The organism is Synechococcus sp. WC101, from assembly GCF_047461555.1.
GTDB lineage: Bacteria > Cyanobacteriota > Cyanobacteriia > Thermostichales > Thermostichaceae > Thermostichus.
On the sequence record NZ_JANSHG010000133.1, the window covers coordinates 1 to 7,011 of the forward strand.

General features: G+C 59.9%; 10 protein-coding genes and 1 pseudogene. 5 read left to right on the forward strand and 6 right to left on the reverse strand.

The window, feature by feature from the left end:
* Positions 1-184, forward strand: a pseudogene (locus tag NW809_RS09520) (hypothetical protein); the annotation flags it as partial.
* Here NW809_RS09520 and aroH read toward each other — a convergent pair.
* The 6 genes from aroH to NW809_RS09550 all read right to left on the reverse strand — a co-directional run bounded on the left by aroH (position 181) and on the right by NW809_RS09550 (position 3,219).
* Positions 181-555, reverse strand: coding sequence for a chorismate mutase (gene aroH / locus NW809_RS09525; RefSeq protein WP_011429723.1), 375 nt, complete (start codon positions 553-555; stop codon positions 181-183). The pseudogene NW809_RS09520 and the gene aroH overlap by 4 nt on opposite strands.
* Positions 556-646: 91 nt before the next feature.
* Positions 647-1,336 carry a V4R domain-containing protein gene (locus NW809_RS09530; protein ID WP_414402009.1) on the reverse strand — a complete coding sequence of 230 codons (690 nt, stop codon included), beginning with the start codon at positions 1,334-1,336 and terminating at the stop codon, positions 647-649.
* A gap of 56 nt (positions 1,337-1,392) precedes the next feature.
* Positions 1,393-1,872 (reverse strand): hypothetical protein, encoded by a 480-nt coding sequence (locus NW809_RS09535; protein WP_011429721.1) that lies wholly within the window; start codon positions 1,870-1,872, stop codon positions 1,393-1,395.
* 45 nt (positions 1,873-1,917) lie between these two features.
* Complete coding sequence (locus tag NW809_RS09540; RefSeq protein ID WP_011429720.1) at positions 1,918-2,169, reverse strand: hypothetical protein; 252 nt, start codon at positions 2,167-2,169, stop codon at positions 1,918-1,920.
* Positions 2,166-2,849, reverse strand: a complete 684-nt coding sequence (locus NW809_RS09545; RefSeq protein WP_011429719.1) for a V4R domain-containing protein — start codon at positions 2,847-2,849, stop codon at positions 2,166-2,168. Before NW809_RS09545 ends, NW809_RS09540 begins: the two co-directional genes overlap by 4 nt.
* Before the next feature lie 151 nt (positions 2,850-3,000).
* The gene (locus NW809_RS09550; RefSeq protein ID WP_011429718.1) at positions 3,001-3,219 is read right to left on the reverse strand and encodes an Hfq-related RNA-binding protein; all 219 of its coding nucleotides are present in this window, start codon (positions 3,217-3,219) and stop codon (positions 3,001-3,003) included.
* 382 nt (positions 3,220-3,601) lie between these two features.
* Between NW809_RS09550 and gvpA the strand changes: the two genes are divergently transcribed.
* From gvpA to NW809_RS09570, 4 genes are all read left to right on the forward strand, one after another.
* Entirely contained in the window at positions 3,602-3,820 is a 219-nt protein-coding gene (gene gvpA / locus NW809_RS09555) for a gas vesicle structural protein GvpA (protein ID WP_011429717.1), read from the forward strand.
* A gap of 648 nt (positions 3,821-4,468) precedes the next feature.
* Positions 4,469-5,491 carry a gas vesicle protein GvpC gene (gene gvpC / locus NW809_RS09560; protein WP_099812338.1) on the forward strand — a complete coding sequence of 341 codons (1,023 nt, stop codon included), beginning with the start codon at positions 4,469-4,471 and terminating at the stop codon, positions 5,489-5,491.
* An 88-nt stretch (positions 5,492-5,579) separates the two neighbouring features.
* A complete protein-coding gene (gene gvpN, locus NW809_RS09565) occupies positions 5,580-6,464 on the forward strand; it encodes a gas vesicle protein GvpN (RefSeq protein WP_414402010.1) in 885 nt (294 codons plus the stop codon).
* A gap of 39 nt (positions 6,465-6,503) precedes the next feature.
* Positions 6,504-6,836, forward strand: a complete 333-nt coding sequence (locus NW809_RS09570) for a gas vesicle protein (RefSeq protein WP_011429713.1) — start codon at positions 6,504-6,506, stop codon at positions 6,834-6,836.
* Positions 6,837-7,011 lie beyond the last annotated feature (175 nt).

The window sequence follows — 7,011 nt, forward strand, 5'->3', positions numbered from 1 at the left end:
GGTGGAGATGTTGCACAGCCTCTCGCAGGCCCGCAGCCTGGCCGACCTGGCGGAGATCGAAAGCTGGCGTCAATCTTTGACCCGGCAAAGTCAAGAGCTGAGCCGTCGCGAAGCGGAGATGGCCGCTCTCCAGGAGCAACTGCAACAGTGGGAGGCTCGGCTGCGCGAGAAGCTATCCTCCTAAACTGGGCTGAGATCAGGCCGTAGCTCGCGGGCACCTCGCAGATAGACGTGGTGCATCTCAGCCTGGGCCAGCGGGGTGTTCAGTTGGATCAAAACGCGGATACAACGGGGCAGAGCGCCGTTGACGTCCATTTGTTGCACGTCCAACAGAGGCACCAACTCCCAGCCGGGGCGGCGGCGGGCAAATTGGGCAGGAAAGGCCGCGTTGAGATCGGGGGTAACGGAGAAAATGACGCTCACCAACTCCGCCGGATTGATGGCGTTGCGATGTTCCAGGGCGTCCAGCAGCTCGTTCACCGCAGCGCCAATGGCCTCGGCAGTGTTTGCCGGAACGGTGATGGCCCCTCGGATTGCTCTGACCCGCCACCCCAATGGCTACACCCTCAAGCGCTTGAGCTCGTCCTGCTTCCAGAGAATTATACAGACTCGTCCCGACGGGATCCCATCCCGCTGCTGGATCTGGTTACGGGGCGGGCTGTAACAACTTCTCCAGGATCTGGTCGTGGCTGAGGCCGGAGTCCACCCAGGCCTCTCCTTCCTTGAGGCGGGCGGCAGCGGTCAAGATAAACAAGTTGCTCTTCGCTCCCAAAGCCTCGCTGGTGGTTTGCACACAGCCCAGATCCTGGCCGGTCAGCTGGCTAAACCAGGTGGCCAACAGCCCTGCCTCCAAAAAGCCCATCGGGCGCTTGAAGTGGGGGGGTGTGGCAGCGGCAAAGGGAGAGTTGCGGATCGACACCACCAGCACCCCCTCATTTTTGTAGGTCCAGTCGATGTCGATCAGCCCCCAGCCGTGGGTCTTCCAGGCTTGTTTGAGATTTTGTAAAAAGAGCCCCATCTCCAGCTCGGACAACGGCTTCTGGTAGTAGTCGGAGAGCTCCTGGGCAAAGCGGCGGAAAAACTCTTTGCCCCACATACGGCCACAGTTGCGCAATACCAGGCGGGCGGCCTGCCCTGTCTCGTATTCCAAGCCGGTGTAGATGCCTCGTAGCAATGCTTCTGGAAGGGCCAAGAGCCGGTCGCCGTGGCGACTTTCCAGCAAACCGGACTCCAGATCGCCTTGCAGATAGGCGCTGGGCGCGTAATAGTTGGCCAAAACAGGCGTGTAGGGGTCAAAGTCGGCGAGGCTGCTGGGGATGGGGGGGGTGCTGGCCATAGGGGATCCCTGGGTTATCAGTATCGGTAAGTTACCAAAAGGCGGTGGGGAAGGTTCTAGGCGGATTTGAGGCCGTTTAAAGAGAGCAAAGCTGCCTGCACCTGGGTGATCCAGGGGCGGATGAACTCCAGTTCGCCGGGAGTTAGGTGATCCCTAAGCTCTTGCTGAAAAGTCCGATGGACTACCTCATAAACGCTCTGCAGCTCGTACAGGCGCACCTCCTCTTCCATCCACTCGATCAGCCGCTCCTTCAAGAGGTTTTCGTCCTGCAGCAACATGGCCAGGGCGCTCTGACGCAGCAACAGGAGCAGGTGCCGCCGGCACAGGTTTACCGTTTGCGGAGAAAGATTGGGCATCTCCTTTTGAAGGGTGTCTAGGGTGCGGCTCACCATCTGGCTCTCCCCTTCCCGTACGACCCGGTACACGTGCAGCCGCTTTGGCCAGCCGAGCACATAGGCTTTGAGCTGCTCCAGTTGCTCCGGCGTGAGGTAGCGGGCCTCGGCCTCAATTAGCATCTGCTCCAGTGGGCTCACCATCTCACTTCTCCAAAGTGTTGGTGGGTGCTCAGCGGGTGTCGGCGTTCAAAACAGGCTGAATAAATCGGCCAAAGTAATCGGTTCCTCTTCAGGCTGGGGCGGCAGCGCTGCCGAGAGGGATCCCAAGGAACGGGCCGCCAAAGCCAGGGGATCCCCCGTCCAGGGGATGGAGGCAAAATGCTCTCGCACCCGTACAAAAGGCATGGGCAGCGAGGGGTCTTGCAGAGGGCGGTTATCCCAATTCAGGCGAGCAAAAAAGCTCTGCACCGATTCTTCCAGAAAAACCTCTGCTGTCATGGCTTGGTCACTCCTTGACCGGAGCGCAACTTTTGGGCAATTTCGCTGGCGCTGGCCCCTTCGTTGAGCCAAAAGGCAGCCGCATCGATGCGATCTTTGCTGCCGAGCAAAAACTTACAGTAGCTTTCTCCCATGGAGTAGCACTGGATCTCGATGCAGTTGAGCTGCCGTTCCACCATGGCGCTGAAAAACCCGGCAAATAAGCCAGCGTAGAGATGGCAAACCGGCTTGCCCACATCCCCCAGGGTGCGGGCCACGGCGGAGTCAAAGAGGTTGATAAAAATAAACCCCTGCCGCCGGCTCTCGGTCTCCACCTCCCAGCGCCCCCAGCCCTGCGAGGTCAAGGGCCACCACCAGGTTTCCAAGAGGAACATCAGGTGGCTCTGCTTGGGTTTGCGCCGATACTCTTCCTCAAACCAGTGGGAGAAGTGGATTGCATCGTTGCGGCCCCACTCGCGGCCAATGGTGTACATCAAGGAGGCCGAGGCATCCCCCACTTCTTCTTCCAGGCCCTGTTGCAAACCTAGGATAAAATCCTCGCTTACCAAGACGTTGCGCGCGCCCGTCCAGTCTACTAGGGATCCCTGGGAGCGGTCGAAGCGAAAAAAATCCTCGCGGCTGTAGTGGTTATGCCGCTGGGCGACAGGTTGCAGGGCAAGCTCGATGGGGCCGGTTGACATGGCTAGAGGGGAGGAGGGTAAATTTTTTCACACTTCTTGCTGAATCATAGCCTTTTCGCCGGGGGCTTTGGCCAGAGCTGTCGATAGGTGCGCCAAAGAAACCCTTGCCGCCGGGAAGCCAGCGACGGCCAAGGGCTGCAGGGGTTTGGGTTTAGGAGGGAGGTCTGACTTTGACGAAGGCGATGGCGGAGCGCCACAGCAGCGATTCTTGTCCCTCAGCGTCGGCCAAACAAAGGCAGTCGGGATCCTGCCAGCGCAACTGGCCGACGAAGACATCGCCGGTATTGAGCTTAACCTCAACGATTTCCCGATCCCGGATCACCCGCTGCAGGCGACGCACGCTTGGGATCCCGGTGTTGAACTCGGTCACAGCAGCCCTCTTGGCCAGCGGAAGGACGGCATGTCGGCAAGCGCACTGCTCTCAGTATAGGGGATCCCTGCCGGCCCGCACCCTGACTTGAGGGCCTCTCCCCGGGACCCTCTCACCCTTTGACCCATTTTCTCTACCAGCGGGTACTATGAAGGCGGGGTGGCGCTCGGAGGAGACGGCGACTCTTGTCAGCCCGTCACGTTTTTTAAGCGAATCTACGGGTGTTCTCCCCGAAAAAAGCCAGCACAATGGGGCTGGGGTGATACAAGGGGCGGGTGTTACCCCAGGGGGCCGATCCAAGGTTAGGATCCCTTCCAACCTGCAATTTTGCCGCCGATTCGTCTTCAACCATCCAACCATCATCAGTGCAGGAGAGATCGTCATGGCAGTTGAGAAAGTGAACTCTTCTTCCAGCCTGGCCGAAGTGATCGACCGCATTTTGGACAAAGGGATCGTGGTCGATGCCTGGGTGCGGGTTTCTCTGGTGGGGATCGAGCTGTTGGCCATTGAAGCTCGCGTTGTCGTGGCTTCGGTGGAAACCTACCTGAAATACGCCGAGGCGGTGGGCCTGACGGCTACTGCTGCTGCCCCTGCCGTCTAAGTCTGGCCGTCTTCAGCCACTTGTAAAGAGGCGGCAGCTGCCTCCCGCAGCCGCTATGGCTTGGCAGTCCTGTCGAAGCAGGTCGCTAGTGAGGCAGGGACCAGGGTAGAGTCTCTGCCTCGCTTTGCTCAGTTCTGGCCAACTTTGACCGACCAACAGCCCGGCTATTCCCGCTCCCAGGTGGAGGACTTGTGCGGCCTGCCGGTTTGCATTGCCACGCAAGTGCCGAAGCCAGCTATCTGGGAGAAGGGAAAAAGGCCGTAGTGCCCCTGACCCACACAAAAGGGTAGTCAGCATTGTGGCATTGAATTTATTGAGGTAGAGGAGGCGTACAGCTCGCAGGCAAGCTTCCTAGATGGAGATGGGCTACCTAATTATGGTGAAAAACCCGACGGGTGGAGACCCTCTGGAAAGCGTGTCAAGCGGGGCCTGTACCAAACGGCAAAGGGGTGGTTGGTCAACGCTGAGGCAAATGCTGCCGCCAACCTGCTTAAGAAAGTCAGCAGAACCTTGGGGCTTTGCCTTCAGGAACTGTCTAGAGGCGCTTTGACAACGCCATTACGGGTTCTTTTGTGGACTGCGTAAGAATCCCCCGCCTTTAGGCGGTGGGAGTGTCAAAGTAAAAACCAACAGGAGAGAGGGAGCGCCATGAGTTTGCGGGAACAGTGGGCCATGGCCCACAACCAACGGGTGGCCCAGAATCAAAGTTTGTTCAGTCAATCCCGGCAGCAGCGTCTGGAGCAGCACCGAGCTCTGATAGCCGAGCTGGAGCAACGCCGCCGGGAACGACAAGAGGCAATCCGGCAACAGAGGGAGCAAACCCGTAGGCAACTGAAGAGCTTCAACCAGAGCCGGGCGGCGCAGCGGGCCTTGGACGAGCATTCTCGCATGGAGGCTGTGGCCCAGCGGGTCAAAGCGGTGGCGGAGCTTCTCTCCCGCATGGCTCAAGAGCGAGCCGCCCAATCGCAGGCCCAGCAGCAGGAGCTGCAGACTTTTCAAGCCAACTTGACAGCGACGGTGGGGAGATTGCTGAGCACCTGTGCACAGGCCCGGCAGACCATGGCCGGCCAAACTCGACAAGCTCGCCAGTCTTTTTATGCTGAGTTGCGGCAGCGGGTACAGGCTTTGCAGCAGCTCGCGCGGCAGGAGCTGGCTCAGGTCGCTCAGGATCAGCGGGCAGAGGCCCAGGCTCTGCGGCAAGCTTTGGCGGCTTTCCGCAGGGCGTTGCACGAGCAGGTCTGGGGGAATGGGATCCCAGAGGCCCAACCCATCATCCCTTCTGAGGGCTTGGAAGGTGAAAAGTCTGAGAGCTCGGCCAATGCCTCGAAAACGGTTTCGGCTGAGGTTTCCCTGCCAAAGCCTGTGGTTGCGGTCTCAGAAGAGGCGGCTCCTCCTCCCCCTCAGCCTGTGGTGACTCCGCCACCACCTGAACCTGCTCCAGTTCGGCCCGCGCCCCCGCAGGAGGCAAGTTCGGATCGCATCATGGCCTACGTCAACAACTATGTAACCAACCTGCAAGCGCAGGCTCCCGATCTAACTTTGCTGCAGGTGATCGGGGATCGGGAGCGGGTGCGGGATCTGCTGGCCCGCGGTGCGGTGGATCTGGGGGTGGATCCCTCCGAGATCCTGGCCACCTTGCGGCGTATGGTGTCAGCGACGGTTGCCATCTGATCCCGGCCTAACACCTGTGAGCGCAAGAAGACCGTTGCCGCTATAGTCGAGGCAAGAGCGTCAAGGCAATTGAGAGTTGGGTATTGCTATGGCCACGGTTCTGCAGGCGCGTCCCCGCCAGTTCGTAAACACTCCTTACATCGAGCGGATTACCCGCCGCGCTTTGCGCTATCTGCAATCGGGTTTTGCGGTGCATCTGCGGGGCCCTTCGGGCACAGGCAAGACTACCCTGGCGATGCATCTGGCTAGCCTGCTGGGCCGTCCCATCATGCTGATCTACGGCGACGATCGCTTCGATTCTTCCGACCTGATCGGGGGGCGCACCGGCTTTACCCATCGGCGGGTGGTGGACAACTTTATCCACTCGGTGGTGAAGACGGAGGAGGATGTGCAGCAGCGCTGGGTGGATGCCCGCCTCACCTTGGCCTGCCGCGAGGGGTTCACCCTCATCTACGACGAGTTCAACCGCTCCCGCCCGGAGGCCAACAACGCCCTCCTGAGCGCTTTGGAAGAGAGGCTGCTGGTGTTGCCGCCGGGCAGCAACCGCTCGGAGTATCTGCGGGTGCATCCCCAGTTCCGGGCCATCTTCACCTCCAACCCAGAGGAATACACCGGAGTTCACAAGGCCCAGGATGCGCTGCTGGATCGGATGATCACCATCGATATCGGCGAGCCGGATATCGAGACCGAAAAGGAGATCCTCACCGCGCGCATCGGTCTCTCTGCCCCTGATGCGCTCAAGATCGTCCACATCGTCCGCGCTTTTCGCCGCAAATTGGATCTGACCCGCCACCCCAGCCTGCGCAGTTGTCTGATGATCGGACGCATTGTCAAGGAGCACGAGCTGGCGGTGAGCAAGGACAATGCCGATTTTCGCGCTCTGTGCGCTGACGTGCTGTTGCCCAGGGCCGGCAAGCGCTACGAGGAAGGAGCCCAGGTGCTCAACTATTTGCTGGATCAACTGCCCGGCTGATATTTGTATGCTTTCGCACACTTTGGAGGGAAATTCTCTGTGCCTATTACCTCTCAACCCCTGGCCACGGCAACGCATGGCTCCTCTCTGGCCGATGTCTTGGAGCGGGTTTTGGACAAGGGGATTGTCATCGCCGGGGATATCACCGTTTCGGTGGGCAATGTGGAGCTGCTCAATGTGCGCATTCGGCTGCTGATCGCTTCGGTGGACAAGGCCAAGGAGATTGGGATCAACTGGTGGGAATCGGATCCCTATCTCAGCAGCCAAGCCCGCGAGCTGCTGGAAACCAACCGCCAGTTACTGCAGCGGGTCAGCGAGCTGGAAAAGCAACTGGCCCAAGGCCTGCCCAAGGGAGGAAATGGTAAGGACTAACGCGCTGCCCCGCCAGCGGGGCCAGGGATCCCGGGCTAGACTGGCAGGTGGGGTGGTTTGATTGGGGTGATGCGCATGGCGGTCGGGATCGACCTTGAGCAGAAAAACAGGTGCCAGCTAAGGGGGGTAGCCTGGGCGGTGGGGGTGGCGCTGCTGGCGATCCCCAGCCTGGCTT